General features: G+C 71.4%; 18 protein-coding genes. 11 read left to right on the top strand and 7 right to left on the bottom strand.

Annotated elements, in window-relative coordinates:
- The first annotated feature begins 24 nt into the window (after positions 1-24).
- Positions 25-1,242: a serine hydrolase domain-containing protein gene (locus SNA_RS04465; protein WP_044363377.1), complete on the top strand. Its 1,218-nt coding sequence runs from the start codon at positions 25-27 to the stop codon at positions 1,240-1,242.
- 116 nt (positions 1,243-1,358) lie between these two features.
- Here SNA_RS04465 and SNA_RS04460 read toward each other — a convergent pair whose 3' ends face one another.
- Positions 1,359-1,940 (bottom strand): TetR/AcrR family transcriptional regulator, encoded by a 582-nt coding sequence (locus SNA_RS04460; RefSeq protein ID WP_030066943.1) that lies wholly within the window; start codon positions 1,938-1,940, stop codon positions 1,359-1,361.
- 148 nt (positions 1,941-2,088) lie between these two features.
- Here SNA_RS04460 and SNA_RS04455 point away from each other — a divergent pair, with 148 nt between their 5' ends.
- The gene (locus SNA_RS04455; RefSeq protein ID WP_030066942.1) at positions 2,089-2,361 is read left to right on the top strand and encodes a putative antibiotic biosynthesis monooxygenase; all 273 of its coding nucleotides are present in this window, start codon (positions 2,089-2,091) and stop codon (positions 2,359-2,361) included.
- A 60-nt stretch (positions 2,362-2,421) separates the two neighbouring features.
- Here SNA_RS04455 and SNA_RS04450 read toward each other — a convergent pair whose 3' ends face one another.
- The 3 genes from SNA_RS04450 to SNA_RS04440 all read right to left on the bottom strand — a co-directional run bounded on the left by SNA_RS04450 (position 2,422) and on the right by SNA_RS04440 (position 7,109).
- Complete coding sequence (locus SNA_RS04450) at positions 2,422-3,273, bottom strand: DMT family transporter (protein WP_030066941.1); 852 nt, start codon at positions 3,271-3,273, stop codon at positions 2,422-2,424.
- A 201-nt stretch (positions 3,274-3,474) separates the two neighbouring features.
- On the bottom strand, positions 3,475-5,133 hold the full coding sequence (locus SNA_RS04445) for a penicillin-binding transpeptidase domain-containing protein (RefSeq protein WP_044363375.1): 1,659 nt from the start codon (positions 5,131-5,133) through the stop codon (positions 3,475-3,477).
- Between the two features lie 200 nt (positions 5,134-5,333).
- The gene (locus tag SNA_RS04440; protein WP_044363373.1) at positions 5,334-7,109 is read right to left on the bottom strand and encodes a dolichyl-phosphate-mannose--protein mannosyltransferase; all 1,776 of its coding nucleotides are present in this window, start codon (positions 7,107-7,109) and stop codon (positions 5,334-5,336) included.
- A gap of 178 nt (positions 7,110-7,287) precedes the next feature.
- On the opposite strand from SNA_RS04440, the gene rsmI reads away from it, so the two are divergent.
- The 9 genes from rsmI (at position 7,288) to SNA_RS04395 (ending at position 16,424) form a co-directional block, all read left to right on the top strand.
- Positions 7,288-8,166: a 16S rRNA (cytidine(1402)-2'-O)-methyltransferase gene (gene rsmI / locus SNA_RS04435; RefSeq protein ID WP_044363370.1), complete on the top strand. Its 879-nt coding sequence runs from the start codon at positions 7,288-7,290 to the stop codon at positions 8,164-8,166.
- 171 nt (positions 8,167-8,337) lie between these two features.
- On the top strand, positions 8,338-8,820 hold the full coding sequence (locus SNA_RS04430) for a hypothetical protein (protein WP_030066935.1): 483 nt from the start codon (positions 8,338-8,340) through the stop codon (positions 8,818-8,820).
- A 48-nt stretch (positions 8,821-8,868) separates the two neighbouring features.
- Positions 8,869-9,777, top strand: a complete 909-nt coding sequence (locus tag SNA_RS04425; RefSeq protein ID WP_030066934.1) for a TatD family hydrolase — start codon at positions 8,869-8,871, stop codon at positions 9,775-9,777.
- A gap of 138 nt (positions 9,778-9,915) precedes the next feature.
- On the top strand, positions 9,916-11,070 hold the full coding sequence (locus tag SNA_RS04420) for a resuscitation-promoting factor (RefSeq protein WP_044363367.1): 1,155 nt from the start codon (positions 9,916-9,918) through the stop codon (positions 11,068-11,070).
- Between the two features lie 32 nt (positions 11,071-11,102).
- The gene (rsmA, locus tag SNA_RS04415) at positions 11,103-11,990 is read left to right on the top strand and encodes a 16S rRNA (adenine(1518)-N(6)/adenine(1519)-N(6))-dimethyltransferase RsmA (RefSeq protein WP_044363364.1); all 888 of its coding nucleotides are present in this window, start codon (positions 11,103-11,105) and stop codon (positions 11,988-11,990) included.
- On the top strand, positions 11,987-12,904 hold the full coding sequence (locus tag SNA_RS04410; protein ID WP_030066930.1) for a 4-(cytidine 5'-diphospho)-2-C-methyl-D-erythritol kinase: 918 nt from the start codon (positions 11,987-11,989) through the stop codon (positions 12,902-12,904). The genes rsmA and SNA_RS04410 overlap by 4 nt, the downstream gene beginning before the upstream one ends.
- A 114-nt stretch (positions 12,905-13,018) precedes the next feature.
- Entirely contained in the window at positions 13,019-14,818 is a 1,800-nt protein-coding gene (locus SNA_RS04405; RefSeq protein WP_044363362.1) for an ABC-F family ATP-binding cassette domain-containing protein, read from the top strand.
- 197 nt (positions 14,819-15,015) lie between these two features.
- A complete protein-coding gene (locus SNA_RS04400; RefSeq protein WP_030066927.1) occupies positions 15,016-15,753 on the top strand; it encodes a response regulator transcription factor in 738 nt (245 codons plus the stop codon).
- A gap of 143 nt (positions 15,754-15,896) precedes the next feature.
- The gene (locus SNA_RS04395) at positions 15,897-16,424 is read left to right on the top strand and encodes a DinB family protein (protein WP_030066926.1); all 528 of its coding nucleotides are present in this window, start codon (positions 15,897-15,899) and stop codon (positions 16,422-16,424) included.
- Positions 16,425-16,477: 53 nt separating this feature from the next.
- Here the strand turns inward: SNA_RS04395 and SNA_RS04390 are convergent, their stop codons facing one another.
- The 3 genes from SNA_RS04390 to SNA_RS04380 form a co-directional block, all read right to left on the bottom strand.
- A complete protein-coding gene (locus tag SNA_RS04390) occupies positions 16,478-18,190 on the bottom strand; it encodes a serine/threonine-protein kinase (protein ID WP_030066925.1) in 1,713 nt (570 codons plus the stop codon).
- Between the two features lie 190 nt (positions 18,191-18,380).
- On the bottom strand, positions 18,381-18,686 hold the full coding sequence (locus SNA_RS04385; RefSeq protein WP_030066924.1) for a hypothetical protein: 306 nt from the start codon (positions 18,684-18,686) through the stop codon (positions 18,381-18,383).
- A gap of 82 nt (positions 18,687-18,768) precedes the next feature.
- Complete coding sequence (locus SNA_RS04380) at positions 18,769-20,439, bottom strand: sodium:solute symporter family protein (RefSeq protein WP_030066923.1); 1,671 nt, start codon at positions 20,437-20,439, stop codon at positions 18,769-18,771.
- Positions 20,440-20,720 lie beyond the last annotated feature (281 nt).

Genomic DNA, 20,720 nt, shown 5'->3' with positions numbered 1-20,720 from the left:
ATTGATGGGTCACCAAAGCGACGGATGAGTGGGAAGCGGGAATCAGTGGTGGACGTCCAGGGCACGGTCGAGGACGGCTTCGAGCCGGTCCGGGACGCATTCGTGGACAACTTTGCGCGGCGCGGCGAGCGGGGCGCGGCGGTCGCCGTCTACCGCCACGGGCGGAAAGTGGTGGACCTCTGGGGCGGCGCCAAGGACGGCGACGCGGCCGCGGACGCCGCCACCGCACAGCCGTGGGAGGCGGGGACGGCGCAGGTCGTCCGGTCCGCCACCAAGGGCATCGCGGCGATCGTTCCGCTGCTGCTGCATCAGCGCGGCCTGCTGGATCTCGATGCGCCGGTCGGCACGTACTGGCCCGAATTCAAGGCGGCGGGAAAAGAGCGGGTGCTGGTCCGGCATCTGCTCTCGCACCGCGCCGGGCTGCCCGTTCTCGATACGCCGCTGACGCCCGCCCAGGCCATCGACGGGGTGAGCGGCGCGGCGGCGCTGGCCGCGCAGGCGCCCGTATGGGAGCCGGGGAGCGAGCACGGCTACCACGCACAGACCTACAGCTGGCTCATCGGTGAGCTGGTGCTGCGGGTGACCGGGCGGACGCTCGGCAGCTGGGTCGCGGAGGAGATATCCGGGCCGCTCGGGCTGGAGATGTGGATAGGTCTTCCGGAGGGCGAGCAGCCCCGGGTGGGGCGGCTGGCCGAGATCGAGCCGCCGGCGGCCGCGGGCGGGGGAGCCGCCGGGCTGCGGGTGCGGACGAAGCGGTCGGTGGCCGAGGCGTATGCGGATCCGTCCTCGCTCACCCGGCGGGCGTTCGAAGCCATTTCGCCCATGGCCGATGAGAACGCCCCCGAATACCGGGCCGCCGAACTCCCGGCGTCGGCCGGAATCGCCACCGCGCGGGCGCTGGCCCGGTGTTATGCGGCGCTGATCGGGCCCGTCGACGGGCATCCGCGGCTGTTCGCACCGGCCACGCTGACCCTGGCGCGGACCGAGGAGTCGGCGGGGCTGGACCGCACGCTCCTGGTGGGCACGCGCTTCGGCCTCGGCTTCATGCTGCACGGCGCCGCGTCGCCGCTGCTGGGGCCGGGATCGTTCGGGCATCCGGGGCGCGGCGGCGCGCTGGCGTTCGCCGATCCGGAGAGCGGGTTCGCCTTCGGATACGTCACCAACGGCATGCAGAAGAACGTGACGGCGGATCCGCGGGCCCAGGCACTGGTACGGGCCGCGGCATCGGGCGTGGCCGGCTGAGTGGTGCGGGCTGCGCCGTGGGGCGTGGCCGGCTGAGCGGTGCGGGCTGCGCCATGAGGCAGGGCCGGCTGAGTGGTGCGCCGCGCCCGGCCGGTCCGCGGTGGCGGTGACGCTCGTCAGGTCGTCAGGTGCCGGACCAGGCCGACCAGCAGCTCGCGCTGGGCGGCCGAGGGGCCCTTGGCGGCCGCCGGGGTCAGCAGATGCCCCAGCTGGGGGAGGGTGAACCAGGAGGCGGTCAGGGCGATCACCGCCCGCACCAGGGCGCCGGCGTCGAGGTCGTCGGTGAGGGTGCCGGACTGCTGGGCCCCGGTCACCGCGGCGATCTTCTCGCAGTAGTGGGCGGTGCGTTCGCGTTCGGCGGCCACCTCGCCCCGGTAGTGCAGGCCCTCCCAGGCGAGCAGCCGGGCGAAGTGCGGATGCCGGTGGTGGTAGTCGTAGACCCGGCCCGCGAAATCGCCCAGGTCGGCGGCCTGTTCCGGGGTGAGCGGGACCGCGGCGGCGGCCTTTTGCAGTTCGGAGTCGAGCACCGCGGCGAACAGTTGGTCCTTGTTGCCGAAGTAGGTGTAGATCCGCTCCTTGTTGATGCCCGCACGGGTCGCGATACGGGCGACGCGGGCGCCCTCGGGGCCGTATGCGGCGAATTCCTCGACCGCGGCGTCGAGGAGAAGCTGCTTGGTGCGTGCGGTGTCCCAGGCCATCGCACGACTGTAGGACGGACTCCGCGGCATTTCCAACCGATGGGTTGGAGAGCGGACGTTGCTGTGGCAGACTCCAACCCGTTGGTTGGAGTTTTGGTCCGAGGGGGAGAGCGCGATGACGTCCACAAGTGTGTCCACGAACGCGTCCATGAGTACGGCCACGAGTACGTCCACGAGCGTGTCCACCGCGCAGGGGGCCGCCCCGGGCGCTCCGTCCGTGCACCGCCGGGCCCTGATCACCTGGCTGGCCATCTACCCGACGGTCACGCTCGTCCTCGGCCTGCTGGGCCCCGTCACGGCCCAACTGCCGCTGTTCGTGCGGACGTTGATCCTGACCGCGATCATCGTGCCGATAGCCGCCTACGGCCTGATCCCGCTGCTGATGAAGGCCAACGCCGCCCTCACCCGCCGGCGGCGCTGACGCCCGGCCGGGCCCGGCCCCGCCTCACCGCGTGCCGCACGCTCCGCCCCGCGCCCCGCCTCACCCCGTGTGCAGCATCAGCCCGATGCCCACGACCATCAGGCCCGCGGCGGCGATCCGCGGGGCCCCGAAGCGTTCCTTGAAGAAGAGGGCGCCGATGGCGGCGCCGACAATGATGGAGGACTCGCGGAGGGCGGCGATGGGGGCCAGGGGAGCGCGGGTCTGGGCCCACAGGACCAGGCCGTAGGCGAAGACGGAGAGGATGCCGCCGGCCACGCCGCGCACGGCGAGGGGCCGCAGTTCGGTCAGCAGTCGGCGGCGCCGGGTGGCGAGCGCGTAGGCGGGGATGACCAGGCCCTGGAGGATCATCAGCCACGCGATATAGCCGAGGGGGCTGCCGGAGGCGCGGACGCCCAGGCCGTCGACGGTGGTGTATGCGGCGATGGACAGGCCGGTGGCCAGCGCGGCGACGATGGCCGCCCAGTGAGGGCTGGTCCCGGCGCCGCGGATGCCCCATACGGCCAGCCCGACCAGGCCCGCGGACGCCAGAGCCACCCCGGCCAGGGCCCAGGCGTCGGGCAGTTCGTGGACGAAGACGGCGGCCAGGACGGTGACCACCAGGGGCGCCGTGCCGCGGGCTATCGGGTACATCTGGCCGAAGTCGCCCAGGCGGAACGACCGCATCAGCAGCGCCTGATAGAGGATGTGGATCACGGCGGAGGCCACCAGGTAGGGCCAGGCTGCCGGGACGGGCACGGGCGTGCAGGTCAGCAGGACGGCGCCGCACAGAGCGCCGCCGCCTCCCACCAGGGTGAAGGCGAGGAGTTGGTCGCGTATGCCGTGGGCGATCGCGTTCCAGCTGGCGTGGGTGACGGCGGCCAGGAGGACGGCCGCGACGACGAGCGGCGTCACGGGGTGCGCTCGCGGGGGTCCAGGGGGGCGGCGGAAACGGTCATGGCCCGCACGCTAGCGAAGGCTGTACGGGCCATGTGAAGGAATTCCGGCAGGTGGGATGTGGTGTGCCCCACCCCTGAGGACGTCCGGACGGGACACCCCGAACGGCGCCTGGGGCGGGGCACCTGAAGGCACCCCGCCCCAGGGCCGGTTGGAAGCTCAGCCCGCCGTCAGGATCGCGCGGACCACCGGGCCCGCGTTGGAGCCGCCGTGGCCGCTGGCCGGGACGACGGCCGCCGCGGCCAGGTCGTCGCGGTAGGCGGTGAACCAGGCGTTGGGCTTCTTCTGGTTGTCGACCTCGGCCGAACCGGTCTTGGCGCCGACGTCACCGCTGACCCCGGCCATCGCCTCGGCTGCCGTACCGGAGGTCGCGGTCAGCTTCATCAGCGACTTCAGCGCGGCCTGGGTGCCCGACTTGAAGCCGCCGGAGGTCTTGGCGAACGTCCGGTTGTCGAGGGACTGGGCGACGATGTACGGCTGGTGGAAGGAGCCGGACTGCACGGTCGCGGCGAGCGTGGCGACATTCAGCGGGTTCATCCGCACGCCGCCCTGGCCGATCAGCGACGCCGCCATCTGCGCGTCGTGCTGCACCGGCACCGCACCGTCGAAGGTGGGGATGCCGGTCTGCCAGTTCAGGCCGATGCCGAAGACGTCCCGGGCCTCGTTGGTCAGGTCGTCGTCCTGGAGGTCCTTGGCGTGCGAGATGAAGGCGTTGTTGCAGGACGCGGCGAAGCTCTGCGCGAACGTGCCGTCCTTGATCTCGGACTTGTTGAGGTTCTGGAACTTCCAGCCGCCGACGGTGACGTACTTGGGGCAGGGGTTCTTCTTGTCCGGCGCGGTCAGGCCCTTGTCGATCAGCAGCGCCGAGGTGACGACCTTCATCGTCGAGCCGGGGGCGTACGACCCCTGGGTGGCCATGTTGAAGCCCTTGGCCGGGGAGTTGGCCAGCGCCAGGATCTCGCCGGTGCTGGGCTTGACCGCGGCGGCGGAGGCTTCCTTCTTGCCCGCGACGGCCTTCTCGGCCGCCGCCTGGAGCTTGGCGTCCAGGGTGGTCTTCAAGGTGCCCGGGGTGCCCTTGGAGAGCACCTTCAGCGTTTTGTCGGGCTGCTGGTCGGCGGGCTTGGTGGCGGTGGCGCGGTGGATGAACAGCTCCACGCCGGGCTTGCCGTTGGTCTTGCTGCCGTACTTGTCGCGCAGGCTGTCGAGGACCCCGGCCAGCGAGGGGTACGCCTTAGGGGTCAGCTCGGTGCCGTTGCGGTCCACGGCCTTGATCGGCGGCGCCTCGGCCTCGCCGGTGCGCAGTTCGTCGCCCTTGGCCAGGTCCGGGTGCAGGATCGCCGGCTGCCAGGCGATCTGCGGCTTCCCGGTGGTCTTGTTCCGCTGGACGGAGGCGGCGGTGCGGTACGAGTACGGCACCTTCTTGCCGTTGTAGTCGATCTGGGTGGTGACCGTGTACGGCACCTTGTCGCCCGATGGTGTGCCCGGCGTGACGGTCACGTTCGAGAAGTGCGCCTGCTTGCTGAAGGCCGCCAGGGCGCTTTCCGCGGCGGTGGGGTCATCCGTCAGCTCGGCGGCCTTGGCGGCCTCGCCGCTCTGCCAGGACTTCAGGAATTCCTGCGATGTCGCGCGTACTTCCTCGGCCGTGAGCGGCCCGGTCTTGACGTGCGGCTTCTCACCGCCCGACTTGGCGTCCGCCGACGTGACCTGCTGGGGCGACGAACCGTCGTCGGAGCCGCCGAACAGCGTGAAGCCGCCGACGACTCCCGCCACCAGGGCCACCGATCCGCCGATCAGCCCGTACTTCACCTCGCGGCGCATGCCACCGATCCCCTCCCAGAGAGCGCGTTCCCGAATACGCACACAAGAACGTCCGTCGCACTCTAAGGGACACGGGGAAGTGAACGGCTCCCGGTCAGTCTCGATCGGAGAACGGTCCGGTGACGCGTTGCTGTACGGGTGTGATCGCGGTGTGACGGCGGCTACATCCGCTGTCGGGCCGCGCGGGCGGCTGCCGGCCGTTACACCCAGCTGTCCAGCCACATCCGGTTGTGCCAGGCCGACTTGGGGATCGGCATCCCCGTGTACAGCGGATAGAAGTAGATGAAGTTCCAGATGATCAGCAGGACGAGTACTCCCGCGCCCACCGCCCCGATCGTCTGGCGGCGTTCGTTCGCGCCGGGCGGTCCGATGATCGCCCCGACCATCATCGCCAGCGCCAGGCACAGGAACGGCACGAAGACGACGGCGTAGAAGAGGAAGATCGTGCGTTCCTGGTAGAGGAACCACGGGAGGTAGCCGGCGGCGACGCCGCAGGCGATGGCGCCGGCCCGCCAGTCGCGTTTGAAGGCCCAGCGGTAGAGGGCGTAGAGCAGGGCGAAGCAGGCGGCCCACCACAGGAGCGGGGTGCCCAGCGCCAGGACCTCGCGGGCGCAGCCCTCGGCGGCGGTGCAGCCCTGCCGGCCGGCGGCGGGGTCCTTGTAGAAGTACGAGACGGGGCGGCCCAGGACCAGCCAGCTCCACGGGTTGGACTGGTAGGTGTGCGGCGTGGTCAGGCCGGTGTGGAAGGCGTAGACCTCGGTCTGGTAGTGCCACAGGCTGCGCAGCCAGTCCGGCAGCCAGGTCCACGAGCCGGTGCGGCCCTCGGGGGTGGTGGCCCAGTCGCGGTAGTAGCCGCCCTTGGTGAAGAGCCAGCCGGACCAGGACGCCAGATAAGTGGCCAGGGCGACGACGACGGTGGCGCCGAAGGCGGGGACGGCGTCGCGGCGCAGCATGGAGCGGAAGGGGCGGCGGGCGCCGGCGATGCGGCGGGCGGCCACGTCCCACAGGACGGACATCAGGGCGAACGCGGCCATGTAGTACAGGCCGTTCCACTTGGTGGCGGAGGCCAGTCCCAGGCACAGACCGGCCGCGATACGCCAGGGGCGCCAGCCGAGGCGGAGCCGGTCGCCGACGGTCTCCTCGGGGCGCATCACGCCTCCCCCATTCTCGGCTCCGCTCGAACGGGAGGTGCCCCCATGGCCGATCGGCAGCGCCGCGGCCAGCCGGGCCCGGGTGCGGTCGCGGTCCACCAGGAGGCAGCCGAAGGCGGCCAGCACCCAGAACATCACGATCAGGTCGAGCAGGGCCGTGCGGCTCATGACGAAATGCAGCCCGTCGACCGCCAGCAGCGCACCGGCCAGACAGCCCAGCGCGGTGGAGCGCATCAGGCGGCGCCCGATACGGCAGACGAGGAAGACGGACACGGTGCCCAGCAGGGCGACCATGAAGCGCCAGCCGAAGGGGTTCATACCGAACGCCCACTCGCCGAGGGCGATCAGCCATTTGCCCATCGGGGGATGGACGACGTACGACGCCTGGGGCGAGAGCAGGATCTTGGGATGCGGTCCGACGAGCGCCGCGTTGGCGTTCTTGTCCCAGGTGCCCTCGTAGCCGTACTTGAGCAGCGACCAGGCGTCCTTGGGGTAGTACGTCTCGTCGAATATCACGTCGTGCGGACTGCCCAGATGCCAGAACCGCAGCATGCCCGCGACCAGCGCCACCAGGAGCGGGCCGGTCCAGGCCGCCCAGCGCGCCAGCCGTACGGCGGCGTCCGGGCCCACGCCGAGCGTCGCCCACAGCCGCAGTGCCGGCGCCGGGTAGGGGGCCACCAGCCGCGTCCGCAGATCGCCGTGCGGGCGGACCCGGTAGCCGAAACGGCGCAGCCGCAGCTGCCACACGGCGGGCTGCCGGTCCGGGTACCCGGTGCGGTGCGCGCCGGTCTCGGTCGCGGTGGTGTCACTCGTCACCCGGCCCATCGTAGGGAAGCACTCTGTGGACCGGCGTTCAGCGCCGCGGACCGGGGCGCCGTGCCGTCCGTGTGGTGATCGACAGGTTCTCCGGAACACAGCTTCTCCGGAACCGACGTCGGCTCCTGCCCCGGCCCGCCCTCCGCCGCGTGCCGTGCCGTCCGGGTGGTCCTGCGAGGATGGGGGCGTGACTGGAACGCTGGTACTTGCAGGGACGCCCATCGGTGAGATCGCGGACGCGCCGCCGCGGCTGGCCGCCGAGCTGGCCGCCGCCGATGTGATCGCCGCCGAGGACACCCGGCGGCTGCGCCGGCTGACCCAGGCGCTTGAGGTCCAGCCGGCCGGGCGGATCGTGTCGTACTTCGAGGGCAACGAGGCGGCGCGCACTCCGGAGCTGGCGGAGGCGCTGGCCGGCGGGGCGCGGGTGCTGCTGGTCACGGACGCCGGGATGCCCTCGGTGTCCGACCCCGGATACCGGCTGGTGGCGGCGGCCGTGGAGCGCGGGGTGAAGGTCACCGCCGTACCGGGCCCGTCCGCGGTGCTCACCGCCCTGGCGGTGTCCGGTCTGCCGGTGGACCGCTTCTGCTTCGAGGGCTTCCCGCCCCGCAAGACCGGCGAGCGGCTCTCGCGGCTGCGCGAGGTGGCCGACGAGCGCCGCACCCTGGTCTATTTCGAGGCGCCGCACCGGCTGGACGACACCCTGGCCGCGATGGCCGAGGTCTTCGGCGCGGAGCGGCGGGCGGCGGTGTGCCGCGAGCTGACCAAAACCTATGAGGAGGTCAAGCGGGGGCCGCTGGGGGAGCTGGCGCAGTGGGCCGCCGAGGGCGTACGGGGCGAGATCACCATCGTGGTCGAGGGCGCTCCGGAGGCCGGTCCGCAGGAGCTGGGCCCCGAGGAGCTGGTGCGCCGGGTGCGGGTGCGCGAGGAGGCGGGGGAGCGGCGCAAGGAGGCCATTGCGGCGGTTGCGGCGGAACTGGGGCTGCCCAAGCGGCAGGTTTTCGACGCGGTGGTCGCGGCCAAAAATGCCGCTCGCCCAGAACCGACCCACGGGCAGGTAAATGGCTAGCCTGGAAGGTAAAGGCAGTCCTCGCGCAGCCGGGTGTTTTCCCTGCCACCTGTCAAATCTGGGCCAATAGCAAGCAGCTGAGCTGCGCATCTGGCCGGAAAGGGCGTCCACTAGGTGTGGGACGTACGGTCCCGGAACCTTGCCTTGTCCTGTGGACAAGAGGGAGCGCACATGAGCGACATCGCCAAGACCACCAGTACGGCAAACCCGCGCGGAGTTTCCCCTTTTCCCCGGTCCGCCGAGCCTGCGGCACATGAGGCGTACGCCTTCGCGTGCATGCGGTGCGGCCACGGCTGGGAGCAGGCGTACGAAATAGAGCACCATGTGGACGCCAAGGGCGAGCTCCACGTCGTCTACTACGCGGACGGCGAGCGTGTGCCGTCCCCGTTGACCCGGCCCCTGTGCGTGAGCTGCGGCAGTAACGTCGTCAGGATCATGCGCTCGGGCCAGGTCTCGATGGTCTCCGACGCGATAGCGAACATGCATCAGCGCCAGGGCGGTCACGCGAAAAACGCGAAGAACGCCAAGAACGCAAAGAAATCGGCCGCCCCTTCCGAGGCGGCCGAGGACTGTACGGACGGTGACGGGGACGACGGGCGCCACCACTGGCACCTCTCCGACCTGCTGCATCCCATCCAGGCCATGCGCAAGTGACCGCCCGCGGATAAGGCCCCTGGCCGCGGTCCTCGTAGGATCGCGGCCATGGCACCGCAGGACGACAAGACCACCCCGCCGCCGCTGCCCGCCCCGCTGCGGGTCCCGGTCGCGGATTCGCACACCCACCTCGACATGCTCCCCCAGCTAACGCTGGGAGGTGCCCCCAGAGTCCAAGAGGTCGAGGAGGCGCTCGCCAAGGCCGCTTCGGTCGGGGTGACCACGGTCGTCCAGGTGGGCTGTGATCTGGCCGGTTCGCGGTGGGCCGCCGACACCGCCGCGGCCTACGAGAGCGTGCACGCGGCCGTCGCGCTGCATCCCAACGAGGCGCCGCGGATCGTGCTCGGGGACCCCGACGGCTGGTCACGGCAGGGGGCGCGGGAGCCCGGCGGGGACGCCGCCCTGGACGCGGCGCTCGCCGAGATCGACGCGCTGGCCGCCCGGCCCGAGGTCCGCGGCGTCGGCGAGACCGGCCTCGACCACTTCCGTACCGGCCCCGAGGGCATGGCCGCCCAGCAGCGGTCCTTCCGCGCCCATATCGAGATCGCCAAACGGCACGGCAAGGCCCTGGTCATCCACGACCGCGAGGCGCATGACGACGTCCTGCGGATCCTGCGGGAGGAGGGCGCGCCCGAGCGGGTGGTCTTCCACTGCTATTCCGGCGACGCCGCGATGGCGAAGGTCTGCGCCGAGGCCGGCTACTTCATGTCCTTCGCCGGCAACGTCACCTTCAAGAACGCCCAGCCGCTGCGCGACGCCCTCGCCGTCGCCCCGCCCGAACTGGTGCTCGTCGAGACCGACGCCCCCTTCCTCACCCCCGCGCCGTACCGCGGACGAGCGAACGCGCCGTATCTCATTCCGCTGACCCTGCGCGCGATGGCCGAGGTCAAGGGCATGACCGAGGACGCGCTGGCCTCGGCCGTCGCGGCGAACACGGCACGCGCCTTCGCCTACTGAGCCGCCCGCCGCGACCACCGGCCCGCACACCCCACGGCACGCTCCGTAATCGAACGACTTTGGAGAGTGACCGCCGCTCCCGCTACCCTCCGCCCGTCAACCGGATACCGGATACGGATCTGTGGCATCGGGAGCGTCGTGAGTCCTTCACCCAGCAGCCACCGGGCCGCACACGGCCGTCGCAGGCGCGCCTCCCGGCGCCCCGAAACCCTGCGGCGACTGGTGCCCCGCGCCCTGGTCGTGGCCTTCCTCGCCGGCGGCACCACCGCCTTCATCGCCCATGACAAGGCCGTCCGCCTCACCGTCGACGGCAGACCCCGCACCCTGCACACCTTCGCCGCCGACGTCGAGGACCTGCTCACCGACGAGGAACTGCCCGTCGGCCCGCACGACATCGTGGCCCCCGCCCCCGGCGACGTCCTCCACAGCGGCGACGAGGTCGTCGTCCGGCACCGCCGCCCCGTCGTCCTCACCCTCGACGGACAGCAACAGCGGGTGTGGACCAGCGCCGAAACCGTCGACGGCGCGCTCCAACAGCTCGGCGTACGGGCCGAGGGCGCCTATCTCTCCAGCTCCCGCTCCCGCCGTATCGAGCGGCACGGACTGGAGCTGGCCGTGCGCACCGAACGCTCCGTGGTCTTCCTCGCCGACGGCCGCGAGCACCGCATCCGCACCAACGCCGCCACCGTCCGCGAGGCGCTGGCGCAGGCCGGGCTCGCCCTGCACGGCGAGGACACCACCTCGGTGCCGCCGGACAGCTTCCCGCGCGAGGGGCAGAGCATCTCGGTGCTGCGGATCACCGGCCGCAAGGAGGTCCGCGAGGAGCCGATCCCGTTCCGTACGGTCACCCGGCACGACCCCACGCTGGCCCGCGGCACCGAATCCGTGGTCCGGCAGGGGCGGCCCGGCGTGCGGCGGGTCACCTACCGGCTGCGCACCGTCAACGGCGTCCGGCAGAAGCCGCGGCGGACGGCCGCCGAGGTGGTGCGCCGGCCGCACCCGCAGATCGTGCACATCGGCACCCGGCCGCTGCCGGACTCCGTCGCCGGCGCCGAGAATCTGGCCTGGGACGACCTGGCGCGGTGCGAGGCGGGCGGGCGGCCGGACGCGGTCGATGCGTCGGGGATCTACGGCGGGCTCTACCAGTTCGACGTCGGCACCTGGCACGCCCTCGGCGGCAGCGGCCGCCCGCAGGACGCCCCCGCCGGCGAGCAGACCTACCGGGCCAAGAAGCTCTATCTGACGCGGGGCGCGAGCCCCTGGCCGGTCTGTGGGCACCAGCTGCACGGGTGAGGACCTGCGGGGACGGGCCGTAAGCTTCACGGGTGAGCAACAGCAGCAGCAGTGACGATTCCGGCCCCCTCCTCGGGCCCGCCGATGTCCGGGAGCTGGCCGCCGCGCTGGGCGTACGGCCCACCAAGCAGCGCGGCCAGAACTTCGTCATCGACGCCAACACCGTCCGCCGGATCGTGCGCACCGCCGGGGTGCGCCCCGACGACGTGGTGGTCGAGGTCGGGCCGGGGCTGGGGTCGCTGACCCTGGCGCTGCTGGAGGCCGCCGACCGGGTCACCGCCGTCGAGATCGACGAGGTGCTGGCCGCCGCGCTGCCCGCCACCGTCGCCGCCCGGCTGCCCGAGCGCGCCGACCGCTTCGCGCTGGTGCACACCGACGCCATGCACGTCACCGAGCTGCCCGGCCCCGCGCCCACCGCGCTGGTCGCCAACCTCCCCTACAACGTCGCGGTCCCCGTCCTGCTGCACATGCTCGCGACCTTCCCCACCATCGACCGCACCCTGGTCATGGTCCAGGCCGAGGTCGCCGACCGGCTCGCCGCCCGCCCCGGCAACAAGGTCTACGGCGTGCCGTCGGTCAAGGCCAACTGGTACGCCGAGGTCAAGCGGGCCGGCGCGATCGGCCGCAACGTCTTCTGGCCCGCGCCGAACGTCGACTCCGGGCTGGTCTCCCTCGTACGGCGGGAGAAGCCGCTGGAGACGACGGCGAGCCGGGACGAGGTCTTCGCGGTGGTCGACGCCGCCTTCGCCCAGCGGCGCAAGACGCTGCGGGCGGCGCTGTCGGGGTGGGCCGGTTCGGCCGCCGCGGCGGAAGCCGCGCTGGTGGCGGCCGGGATTTCCCCGCAGGCGCGGGGTGAGGCGCTTACTGTCGAGGAATTCGCGCGGATTGCGGAGAACAAGCGACAGGGAGACGGCGGATGAGGGCAAGCGGGACGAGCGGTGCGACGGTCACCGTACGGGTACCGGCCAAGGTCAATGTGCAGCTGGCGGTCGGCGCGGCCCGGCCCGACGGCTTCCACGACCTGGCGAACGTCTTCCTCGCGGTCGGCCTCTACGACGAGATCACCGTCACCCCCTCCGACGCCCTGCGGATCACCGCCGAGGGCCATGACGCCGACCAGATCCCGCTGGACGGTACGAACCTGGCGGCCCGCGCCGCCGAGCTGCTCGCGGCCCGCCACGACATCGCACCGCACGTCCACGTCCACATCGCCAAGGACATCCCCGTCGCGGGCGGTATGGCAGGCGGCAGCGCGGACGCCGCCGGCGCCCTGCTCGCCTGCGACACCCTCTGGTCGACGGGCGCCACTCGCGAGGAACTCCTGGAGATCTGCGCGGAGTTGGGCAGCGATGTGCCGTTCAGCCTGGTCGGCGGGGCGGCGCTGGGCCGCGGCCGCGGTGAGCTGCTGACCCCGCTGCCGGTCGGCGGCGCCTTCCACTGGGTCTTCGCGGTCGCCGAGGGCGGGCTGTCCACCCCGGCCGTCTACGGTGAGTTCGACCGGCTGACCGAGGGCACCGCCGTCCCCGCGCCGCAGGCCGACCCCGCCCTGCTGGCCGCCCTGGAGGCGGGCGATGCCGCCGCCCTCGCCGGCGCCCTGGCCAACGACCTCCAGCCCGCCGCGCTGTCCCTGCGGCCCGACCTGAGCGCCACCCTGGCCGCCGGTACGGACGCGGGCGCCCTGGCCGCCCTGGTCTCCGGCTCCGGCCCGACCACCGCCTTCCTCGTCAAGGACCACCAGGCGGCGCAGCAGGTCGCGGCGGCCCTGACGGCCTCGGGCACCTGCCGGGACGTACGTCTCGCGGACTCCCCGGCGCCGGGGGCCACCCTCGCCTAGTCCGATGGCCCTGAGCCCTGGCTTTCGGCCTCCGGGCGGCTCCGTGGGATCCTGGTGGTTGCCCCACGAGCGCGCGCCGATCCGGAGCCGCGCGGGCCGGCAGCAAGGAGCGCAATGGCCACCAACCTCGTCAATCTGGAAGCCGTCGGCAAGGTCTACGGAACCCGTGCCCTGCTCGACGGTGTCTCGCTCGGCGTCAACGAGGGGGACCGGATCGGCGTCGTCGGGCGCAACGGTGACGGCAAGACCACCCTGATCAACATCCTCGCCAAGCTGGAGGACGCCGATCAGGGCCGGGTCACCCACAGCGGCGGACTGCGGCTGGGCGTCCTGACCCAGCACGACTCCCTCGACCCGGCCGCCACCATCCGGCACGAGGTCATCGGCGATATGGCCGATCACGAGTGGGCCGGCAACGCCACCGTCCGCGACATCCTGACCGGCCTCTTCGGCGATCTCCACCTGCCGGGCTTCGACAAGGGCCTGGACACCGTCATCGGCCCGCTCTCCGGCGGCGAGCGCCGCCGCATCGCCCTGGCCAAACTCCTCATCGCCGAACAGGACCTGATCGTCCTGGACGAGCCCACCAACCACCTCGACGTCGAAGGCATTTCGTGGCTGGCCGGCCATCTGCGGGCCCGCCGCAGCGCCCTGGTCGTCGTCACCCACGACCGCTGGTTCCTCGACCAGGTCTGTACGCGGATGTGGGACGTCCAGCGCGGCGCGATCCACGAGTACGAGGGCGGCTACAGCGACTACGTCTTCGCCCGCGCCGAGCGGGAGCGGATCGCGGCCAGCGAAGAGACCAAGCGGCAGAACCTGATGCGCAAGGAACTGGCCTGGCTGCGGCGCGGCGCCCCGGCCCGTACCAGCAAGCCCCGTTTCCGCATCGAGGCCGCCAACGAACTGATCGCGGACGTGCCGCCGCCGCGCGACACCGCCGAGCTGATGAAGTTCGCCAACTCCCGCCTCGGCAAAACCGTCTTCGAGCTGGAGGACGTCACCGTCCAGGCCGGGCCGAAGGAACTGCTCAAGCACCTGACCTGGCAGCTCGGCCCCGGCGACCGGATCGGCCTGGTCGGCGTCAACGGCGCGGGCAAGACCTCGCTGCTGCGGGCGCTGGCCGAGGCGGCCCGTACGGGAGGCGAGGCGCAGCCCGCGGCCGGAAAGATCGTCGTCGGCAAGACCGTGAAACTCGCCTACCTCTCCCAGGAGGTCGCCGAGCTGGACCCGTCCTGGCGCGTCCTGGAGGCCGTCCAGAAGGTCCGCGAACGCGTCGACCTCGGCAAGGGCCGGGAGATGACCGCCGGCCAGCTCTGCGAGAAATTCGGCTTCACCAAGGAGAAGCAGTGGACCCCGGTCGGCGACCTCTCCGGCGGTGAGCGCCGCCGCCTCCAGATCCTCCGCCTCCTGATGGACGAGCCCAACGTCCTCTTCCTCGACGAGCCCACCAACGACCTCGACATCCAGACCCTGACCCAGCTGGAGGACGTGCTCGACGGCTGGCCCGGCTCGCTGATCGTCATCAGCCACGACCGGTACTTCATAGAGCGCACCACCGACCGGGTCCACGCGCTCCTGGGCGACGCCACCCTGCGGATGCTCCCGCGCGGCATCGACGAGTACCTCGAACGCCGCCGCAAGGCCGTCGAGGCCGTGACGCCCGCCCCCGCGCAGCAGTCCGCCGCGCCCAAGAAGACCGCGGCCGTCAACCGCGCCGCACAAAAGGAACTCCAGAAGATCGAGCGGCAGCTCGACAAGATCGGCGACAAGGAAACCAAGCTCCACACCCAGATCGCCGAGCACGCCACCGACTTCGAAAAGGTCGCCGGGCTCGACGCCCAGCTGCGGGAACTGGCCGGTGAACGCGAGGAGCTGGAGATGCGCTGGCTGGAGCTGGCCGAGGACGCCTGACGGCGCGGGCCGGGGGCCGCGGGGGCGGCTCTCGGCCGGGATTGGCCAAGAAGCCCGCATTTTGGGGGTCTTCCCCCGGGGAGGGGGCGCGCGGCGTCGGCCGAACGTGTAGCTTCCCGGGGACAATTCGCGGGACAAAAAAGGGACCCGGCGGAGGCCGGGGGCGGGCCCCGCGCCGGGAGGTGAGGGGGTTCTCGATGGTCGTGCGGCTCATGGTGGTCGACGATCACCGGCTGCTCGCCGAGGCGCTGGCCTCGGCACTGAAGCTGCGCGGACACCGCGTGCTGGCGGCCGCGGCGCCGAGCGCCGGCGCCGCGGACCTGGTGGTCAGCCGGGCACCGGAGGTGTGCCTGCTGGGCTGTGCCACGCCCGCGGCGCCCGGCGTCTTCGATCCCGTCGTACGGATCAAGAAGGAACGGCCGCAGATCTCGGTGGTGGTGCTGGGCCCGGTGCCCAGCCCCCGCGGGATCGCGGCCGCCTTCGCCGCCGGGGCGTCCGGCTATGTCCGTAACGACGAACGGATCGAGGGCGTCGAGCGCGCCATGCTCAAGGCGCGCGCCGGCGAATCGGCGGTCTCCCCCCTGCTGTTGCAGCAGGCCTTCGAGGAACTCCTGCACCCGGCGGCCCAACCCGACGACGAGGGCGCCCGCCTCCTCCAACTCCTCACCCCACGCGAGGTCGAGGTCCTGATGCGGGTAGCCGACGGCGAGGACACCCGCCTGATCGCCGCGGGCATGGACATCGCCCCGAGCACCGCCCGCACCCACGTCCAACGGGTCCTGATGAAGCTGGAGGTCGGCTCCCGACTGGAGGCGGCGGCGCTGGCTGCGCGTACGGGGTTGCTGGAGCGGGCGGCGGTGGGCGCGCGGCGCACGGGCGCGGGGGCCTCGGAGGACTCGGAGCCCCAGGAGGCGGCGGAATCGGGGGGCGAGTAGCGAGGGGGACGAGGTGGCGCGGCGCGACGCTCGGACGGAGGTCAGGGCCTCCGGCGAACCCTGCCGACGTCCTCCTGCCCTCGCACCCCGTCGCTGCGCCGGTTCCCCGGTGCCGGCCGGCGACCTGTGCAAGGGTGACGTGCATGGCTATGACACCGGACGGCCGTCCGATCCCGCCCCCGTACGCCGATGAACGAGCCATGCTGGAAAACTGGCTGGACTTCCATCGGGCGACACTCGCGTTGAAGTGCGAAGGGCTCGACGACCGCCGGCTGCGCCTGGCTGCGGCAGCACCGTCGCTGATGACGTTGCTGGGGCTGGTCCAGCACATGGCGGAGGTGGAACGCAACTGGTTCCAGCGGGTGTTCGCGGGCCGTGACGTGCCGCCGGTGTATGAAGAAGGCACCGGGGACGGCTTCGCGCTCGCCCCCGACCGTGGGATCGATGAGGTACTGCCCGTCTGGCGCGCGGAAGTGGCACGGGGCCGCGAACTGATCGCCGATGCATCGCTGGACGATTCCGGCAGGCTCCCGGACCATGAGGCCGCCCACGTGGGCGACCAGGGCGTCTCCCTGCGCTGGATCCTGGTCCACATGATCGAGGAGTACGCCCGCCACAACGGCCACGCCGACCTGATCCGGGAGGGCATCGACGGCGTCACGGGTGCGTGACGGGGCAACCCGGCCGCCACGTAGCCGTTGGCGACCACAGTGGCCGAAACCGGCTATTCGCGAAGACGAATTCCCTTGACGGTGGTGTCGAAGACCGGCCGGTAGGTGGTCCATTGGGCGTTCGGTGCCGAGAGGTAGACGACGTACTGCGTGCCGTCGGTGCCGGAGAAGGCGATCTCCACCGCGCGGTATTCCCGCAGCCGGCCGTTGAAGGTGAACTCCCAGTACCCGGCGGGGCGGCCTCGGAAGGTCGTGGGGCCCATCCGCACCCGCTCATAGCCCGGGTTGTCGCGACGGGTCTGGGCCTCTTCGGTGTCATGCCAGTGCTGGAGCGGGTCGGACCCCGCGAACTCGACGACGTCGACCCTCAGGGCCACCCGCTCGGACGGGTCGACGTAGGCGATTTCGCCGCCGGGCACGATCTTGCGTTTCCAGCCGTCCTGTACGGGGACGGAGAAGCCCTGGCCGGCCTTCCGAAGGTGGTAGCCGGCGGGAAGCGGTGGCGGCGGGGAGGGGGTTGGGCTTGGAGAGTCGGTGGCGGGGTGGGACGGGGATGCTTGGGGGGTGGTCGACGCGGCTCCTTCCTCGGGCCACAGGAGTACGCCACCGGTGACGGCAGCGGCGACCACCGCTGCGGAGGCACACCACAGGGCCGTACGGTTGCTGCGCTTGCCGCCTCGGGCGGGAGTGGCGGACGTGGCGGGCGTGGCGGGCGTGGCGACGGGCGCTGCCGCGGGTGTCGTTGTCACGGGTTCGGGTCGCGTGGGTGGCTCAACGGTTCCGGTCCCGGTCCCGGTTCCGGCCCCGGCCCCGGTCCCGGTTCCGGCCCCGGCCCCGGTCCAGGCCGCGGTCCAGGCCCCGGTCCCGGCTCCGGCCCCCGCTCCGGACGCGGTCCCCGACGCGACCCCGGCTCCCATCCCGGCCCCGGCCCCAACAGCCCCAATAACCCCAACAGCCCCACCGAGAAGCCGTTCCGCCTCGTCCGCGTCCATCCGCCGGGCCGGTTCCTTCACCAGGAGGCCGTCGATCACCGGGGCCAAGTGCCCGGCGTTGCGCGGGGGTTCGTACGCGTCGACGGCGATGGCGTACGCCGTCTCGATCGGGGTGTCGCGCTGGAACGGATGGCGGCCTTCGACCGCCAGGTACAGCGTCGCTCCGAGGGACCACAGGTCGCAGGCGGGGCCGGGCTCGGCGATTCCGGTGCGTAGGCGTTCCGGGGCGAGGTACTGGATCGAGCCGACCAGTTCCCCGGTTTTGGTCAGCGACGGGGTGCCGGACTCCACGGCGATGCCGAAGTCGGTCAGGACGATGCGTCCGTCGTTCCCGAGCAGCACATTGGCGGGCTTGACGTCCCGGTGCAGCACCCCGGCCGCGTGCGCGGCGCGCAGTGCGGCGGCCATGACGCGGCCGATCCGCGCCACCTCGCCGGCCGGCAGCGCGCCCTGCCGCTTCAGGACATCGCTCAGGGTGACCGAGGGGATGTACTCCATGACGATGCACGGCAGGCCCTCGTCATCGACGACGTCGTGCACCACGATCACATTGGGGTGGGTGATCCGGGCGGCGCTGCGGGCCTCCCGGCGGGTGCGCTCGTAGAGCTTCTGGATCTCGTCGTCTTGGAGATGCGGCGGGACGTGCAGTTTCTTGACGGCGACGTGCCGGCCGAGCACCTCGTCCTCGGCCCGCCACACGGTGCCCATGCCACCGCGCCCCACGCGCTCCAGCAGCCGGTACCGACCGGCTACGAGGCGCCCCAGATCGGACACGGTGAGACCTTCGCCTTCATTGCACGCCGGAGCGCGCCTGGACATGTTGCGGGAGCACCATAACCGCTGGCGATTACATGGCCATGCCAGCGGATTCCCGGCCCGGACGGCTCACGGTGAGCCAGGCGCTCTCGCACCCGTACCCCGCCAGGCGCGCCGCATGCCGCCGTGCACGGGCGGCCCCCTCGGCTCAGTGCTCCGGCGGTGCGCCCCCGGCCGCCGCCGGCTCCTCCACCGTCGGCGGTACGACGGGCCGCAGCTTCATCCAGGCCAGGAAGAAGACGCCGAGGGCGAGCATGCCCAGGCCCGTCCAGAGGTTGATGTTGATGTCCTCGGCCTTCTTCAGGTCGGCGTCGGACGCGGTGAACCCGGCGACGGTGACGATCACGCCGTAGACGGTGAACAGGCCGCCGATGATGAGCCGGATGTCGAACAGCCGGGCCGCGGTGGCGGATTTGCGCTCCAGTTCGGAGACTTCGCGCTGAAGGTCGGACATGAGGATTCATGCCTCCGGTCGTCAGAGGGAGTGGAGCAGAGGGGGGTTGAGCAGAGCGACGGAGCAGGTCGGGGGAAGGACGTCAGAGGGAGTACGGGAGGTAGCAGGCCGCGGCCAGGGCGAGCGCGCCCCAGCCGAGGAGGGCCGGCTTGCGGTACCAGGCGTCGTCGCCCGCGGCGGGCGGCTCCTCCAGGCCGGGGGCGGTCGTCCTGTAGACCAGGCCCGCGAGTTCCGCCTCCGGCTTGGGGGCGGTGAAGAGGGTGACGACGACCATGACGACCGCGCCGGCGACGAAGCCGACGATGGCGGAGACGAAGTTGGCGCCCTGGTCGGTGGGGATGGCGATGATGCCCTGCTTGTAGATCCAGAAGTAGTTGACCATCGCGGCCGTGGTACCGGCGAGCAGGCCCCAGACGCCCGACTTCATCGAGGCGCGCTTCCAGAACATGCCGATGATGAAGACGACGAACATCGGGACGTTGAAGAAGGAGAACAGCGTCTGGAGGTAGCCCATGATGTTGGAGAAGGACGAGGCGATGAACGCCGTGCCGATCGAGGCCAGGACGCCGATCGCGGTGATGAGGCGGCCGAAGCGCAGGTAGTAGCCGTCCTCGCGGTCCGTCTTCACGTACTTGGCCCAGATGTCGTACGTGAACACGGTGTTGAAGGACGAGACGTTGGCCGCCATGCCCGCCATGAAGGCCGCGAGCAGACCGGTGACGGCGATGCCGAGCACGCCGTTGGGCAGCAGCTCCTGCATCAGGTAGGGGATCGCGTCGTTGTACGTCAGGCCGGAGCCGGGCCCGCCGAGCTTGGGGACGAGGACGGCGGCGACCAGACCGGGGATCATCACCAGGAAGACGATGAACATCTTGGGGAAGGCGGCGATCAGCGGGGTGCGCTGCGCCGCGCTCAGGTTCTTCGCGGACAGTGCGCGCTGCACCTCGGCGAAGTTGGTCGTCCAGTAGCCGAAGGAGAGGACGAAGCCCAGGCCGAGGATGATCGTCAGCCAGTTCGCGCCGAGCGGGTTGGCGTCGCCGATGCCCGTACCGCCCCAGGCGGTGAGGAAGTTGTGGCCGTGTGACGACTCCAGGGAGTGGCTCAGACCGCCCCAGCCGCCGACGCGCTTGAGGCCGATGATGCAGAGGGGTATGAGCGCGGCGAGGATGACGAAGAACTGGAGCACTTCGTTGTAGATCGCCGAGGAGAGTCCGCCGATGGTGATGTACGCGAGGACGAACAGGCCCGCCACGACGATCGCCACCCACTGCGGCCAGCCGAGCAGCGCCTCGACGACGATCGACAGGGCGTAGAGGTTCACCCCCGCGATCAGTATCGCCGCGAAGGCGAACAGCGCCGAGCTGAGCAGATGCGCGGACCTGTCGAACCGCTGGAGCAGGAACTCGGGGACCGAGCGGACCCGTGAGCGGTAGTAGAACGGCATCATCACCAGGCCCAGGAAGACCATGGCGGGGATGGCGCCGATCCAGTACCAGTGCACGACGGCGACGCCGTACTGGGCGCCGGTCGCGGCCATGCCGAGGATCTCGGTGGCGCCCAGGTTGGCGGCGACGAAGGCGAGGCCGGTGACCCAGGCGGGCAGCGACCGGCCGGAGAGGAAGAAGTCCAGGCTGGTCTTCACGCTGCGCCGGGCCGCGAAACCGATGCCGAGGACGACGACGAAGTAGAGGGCCAGCAGCGTGTAGTCGAGCCCGTTGGTGGGCAGCCGGAGGCCTTCGGCCAGGGTGGTCATGGCGTAGCTCGCCTTCTCGGGAGCGATGGGAACGCACAGAAAGCTACGCGCGGGCGGTCAGAAACTGAACAGTTTTGTTCGGTTGAGTTGTTGGATCGTGATGGGAGCGGATGGTTTTAGGGGGGTTATGGGGTGTTACGTCCGCCCTTCCGGGCGCAAGATTTCGGCCTGGATCCCCGCCCGCCCCCGGGTGCGGCCCCAGATTGACGCCTCTGTTCACTTGTGCTTCATTGTGTTTGGTTATGTTTGGTCGCTGTGTGGTGTCTGCCGTACAGGGCGAG

The sequence above is a fragment of the Streptomyces natalensis ATCC 27448 genome (assembly GCF_000935125.1).
Classification (GTDB): domain Bacteria; phylum Actinomycetota; class Actinomycetes; order Streptomycetales; family Streptomycetaceae; genus Streptomyces; species Streptomyces natalensis.
This window is presented reverse-complemented; position numbering and strand designations above follow the sequence as displayed.

Bases quoted from the DNA above. Each gene is read 5' to 3' on its own strand.
- SNA_RS04465 (WP_044363377.1), top strand. From the start codon at position 25: ATGAGTGGGAAGCGGGAATCAGTGGTGGACGTCCAGGGCACGGTCGAG.
- SNA_RS04460 (WP_030066943.1), bottom strand. From the start codon at position 1,940: ATGGCCTGGGACACCGCACGCACCAAGCAGCTTCTCCTCGACGCCGCG.
- SNA_RS04455 (WP_030066942.1), top strand. From the start codon at position 2,089: ATGAGTACGGCCACGAGTACGTCCACGAGCGTGTCCACCGCGCAGGGG.
- SNA_RS04445 (WP_044363375.1), bottom strand. From the start codon at position 5,133: ATGCGCCGCGAGGTGAAGTACGGGCTGATCGGCGGATCGGTGGCCCTG.
- SNA_RS04440 (WP_044363373.1), bottom strand. From the start codon at position 7,109: ATGGGCCGGGTGACGAGTGACACCACCGCGACCGAGACCGGCGCGCAC.
- SNA_RS04430 (WP_030066935.1), top strand. From the start codon at position 8,338: ATGAGCGACATCGCCAAGACCACCAGTACGGCAAACCCGCGCGGAGTT.
- SNA_RS04425 (WP_030066934.1), top strand. From the start codon at position 8,869: ATGGCACCGCAGGACGACAAGACCACCCCGCCGCCGCTGCCCGCCCCG.
- SNA_RS04410 (WP_030066930.1), top strand. From the start codon at position 11,987: ATGAGGGCAAGCGGGACGAGCGGTGCGACGGTCACCGTACGGGTACCG.
- SNA_RS04405 (WP_044363362.1), top strand. From the start codon at position 13,019: ATGGCCACCAACCTCGTCAATCTGGAAGCCGTCGGCAAGGTCTACGGA.
- SNA_RS04400 (WP_030066927.1), top strand. From the start codon at position 15,016: ATGGTCGTGCGGCTCATGGTGGTCGACGATCACCGGCTGCTCGCCGAG.
- SNA_RS04395 (WP_030066926.1), top strand. From the start codon at position 15,897: ATGGCTATGACACCGGACGGCCGTCCGATCCCGCCCCCGTACGCCGAT.
- SNA_RS04385 (WP_030066924.1), bottom strand. From the start codon at position 18,686: ATGTCCGACCTTCAGCGCGAAGTCTCCGAACTGGAGCGCAAATCCGCC.
- SNA_RS04380 (WP_030066923.1), bottom strand. From the start codon at position 20,439: ATGACCACCCTGGCCGAAGGCCTCCGGCTGCCCACCAACGGGCTCGAC.